This window comes from Longimicrobium sp. (genome assembly GCF_036280135.1).
In the GTDB taxonomy this organism is placed as follows: domain Bacteria; phylum Gemmatimonadota; class Gemmatimonadetes; order Longimicrobiales; family Longimicrobiaceae; genus Longimicrobium.
This window is the reverse complement of sequence record NZ_DASURI010000574.1, coordinates 1-2846: the sequence shown is the minus strand read 5'-3', so window position 1 is coordinate 2846 and position 2846 is coordinate 1. Positions and strand designations below refer to the sequence as shown.

2 protein-coding genes are annotated in these 2846 nt (G+C 72.2%); both read left to right on the top strand.

Annotated elements, in window-relative coordinates:
• Nucleotides 1–239: hypothetical protein (locus tag VFZ20_RS18485; protein ID WP_329685405.1), on the top strand; the 239-nt coding region annotated here is incomplete at its 5' end.
• Between the two features lie 827 nt (nt 240–1066).
• Nucleotides 1067–2846: condensation domain-containing protein (locus VFZ20_RS18480; RefSeq protein ID WP_329685404.1), on the top strand; the 1780-nt coding region annotated here is incomplete at its 3' end.

The window sequence follows — 2846 nt, the reverse complement described above, 5'->3', positions numbered from 1 at the left end:
CCAGCGCGTCGTTCGCGCCGGGCGACGGTCCGGCGTGGGCCGTGGACGAGGCGGCGATCACCTTCGAGCGCGCGGTCGGCATCTTCTTCGGCAACGCGCAGCAGGCGCTCACGCTGGAAGAGCGGCAGTACATGGACCAGCAGGCCAACGGTGACGGCGTGTACGACCTGGGCGACCTGCGGGCCTTCCTGGGCCGCAACCCGGCCAAGATCCCCGCGTCGTCCTCCTGGACGCCCTGAGTCCAGGCGTCATCCGCGCCTGATCCAGCGTGCCGCGCCCGCGCTCCAGCGGGCGCGGCACGATCCGCTTCGGGGCACGGCTTTACGGATCGCGATCAGGTGGATGATGCGCCCGGGCGGATTCCCTGCACCCCGGGAAGGCATTTCGAACCATCCACATCTTCCGAGGGTTGAGCCTTCCGCACGCACCCGCCGCATGCCCGGAGACTGGTTGTTGATTGCCCCCCGCGACAATGCGTCATCCTGAGGAGCCGCCGCGCGATGTCCGCCTGTGCACGAGCCATGGCGGCGACGAAGGATCTTGTATCCAAACCACGAGCTATGCTTCCACGCGTGGAGGCGGCCTCGTGTCGATCGCGTCGCGGGATGCGCTCCCCAGTCACGCTCGGAAGCCGACGTGCTGCCTCCCCGAAAAAACGCGGATGCCGTCCCCTCGCCGAAAGCATCCTCTCTACCAAGGGACGCCGTCATCCTGCTGGTTCCGTCCGGTCCGCGACCGGCCGTTGCGTGGCAGAAACCCTGCGCTTCCAACCTCCCCCAGGGGTTATTGGGGGAGGTGCGAGCCTAAGCGAGCGGAGGGGGCGCCCGCGCGGGCCGTCGCCCCGGAGCGTGATGCCTGCCGTGCACATCATCCACCGGATCGCGATCCCTGAGCCCCTGCCCTGGCCGTAGGACAGCGCCCATCCGAGAGCCCGGCCACGCCGTCTCGGTGCCCCAATCCGGGATGATTGACCCCGTGCCGCACCCGCGCTACACTGCGGACGCGGCACGTTCTGCATCCGTAGCACCTCCTTCCGAGAGCGCCCGCCCGGGCGCGGCATCTCCCGATGACCGAGCTGTCCGACCGCCTCGCCACGCTGTCGCCGGCGAAGCGCGCGCTGCTGGAAAAGCTGCGCGCCGCGCCCGCCATCCCCCGCGTCCACGACGGCCCCGCGCCCCTTTCGGCCGAGCAGCGGCGGCTGTGGTACGTGCTCCCGCTCGCGCCCGGCTACCCCGTCTACACGATCCCCATGGGCTTCGTGCTGCGCGGGCCGCTGGACGTGGACGCGCTCACGGCAAGCCTGCGCACGCTCGTCGCGCGGCACGAGGTGCTACGGACGGCGTTCACCGAGCGCGACGGCGAGCCCGTGCAGACCGTGCTCGACGGCGCATCGTGGCAGCCGCGCGTCATCGAGATCCCGGCGGACGCATGGGCCCCGTCCGAGGCGCGCTTCCAGGCGGACGAGTTCGCGCAGTCCACCTACGACCTCGCCGCGGGCGAAGCCTTCCGCACGACGCTCCTTCGCATGTCGGCCGATGAGCATCACCTGCTGATCGGCTTTCATCACCTGGCGGCGGACGGGTGGTCGGCGGGCGTGGTGCTGCGCGAGCTGGGCGACCTGTATGCCGCGCGCGTCCGCGGCGAAGATGCCGCGCTCCCGCCGCCGCCCGTCCGCTTTCGGGACTGGGCCGCGTTCCAGCAGCACCCGCGCGACGGCCAGGCGGCGGACGAGGCGTACTGGCGCGCGGAGCTGGACGGCGCGCCGCACGTGCTGGACCTGCCCGTGGACCATCCCCGCCCCGCCGTGCAGGGCTGGGACGGCGCCAAGCACTCCTTCACCGTTGGGCCGGCGCTGACGGCGGCCCTGGCGGATGCGGCCCGCGCGGAAGACACGACGCTGTACGTAATCCTCGCGACGGCGTACGCCCTCCTCCTCTCCCGCTATGCGGGCGCGGACGACCTCCTCGTCGGCACGCTGCTGGCCAACCGCCCGCGCGCGGAGTTGGCGAACGTCGCCGGCTTCTTCGCCAACACCGTCCCCCTGCGGATGCGGCTGGATGGCGATCCCAGCCTGTCCGCGCTCATCCGCCGCGTGCACGCCACCGTGGCGGGCGCGCAGAAGCACGGCACCCTGCCGTTCGACCGCATCGTCGAATTGGCCGGGGTGCGGCGCGACTTCAGCCGGCCGCCGCTGGTGCAGGCCATCCTCACCTTCACGGACGGCGCGTCGGCGCTGCACCTGCCGGGGATCGACGTGGAGCGCGTGGAGCTGGACTCGCGCACGGCCATCTTCGACCTCACGCTGCAGGTGGAGCGCGCGGACGACACGCTGGCGGCGGCGCTGCAGTACCCGGAGGCCGTGTTCGACGAGCAGACGGTGCGGCGGATGTCGCTGCACCTGGAGACCATCCTGCGGCAGATCGCGGCGGACCGGTCCATCCCCATCCGCCACGTCTGTCTGGCGTCCGAGGATGAGATCGCGCGGATGGCCGAGTGGAGCGATGGCGGACCCGCGCTGCGGGAGGACGGGACCGTCACCGCGCTCTTTGAGACACAGGTGCGCGCCACGCCGGACGCCGTCGCGCTCGTCAGCGGGCGGGACGAGATCACGTACGCGGAGCTGAACCGCCGCGCCAACCGCATCGCGCACGGGCTGATGGCGACCGGGGTGCGCCGCGGCGACTGCGTGGGCGTCTGCATGGCGCGGACGCCGGCGCTGATCGCGTCGCTGCTGGGCGTGATGAAGGCCGGCGCCGCCTACGTGCCCATGGATCCCGCGCATCCCGCCCCCCGCCACCACGCCGCGCTGCGCCAGTCCGGCGCGCGCCGGGTGATCGCGGACGCCG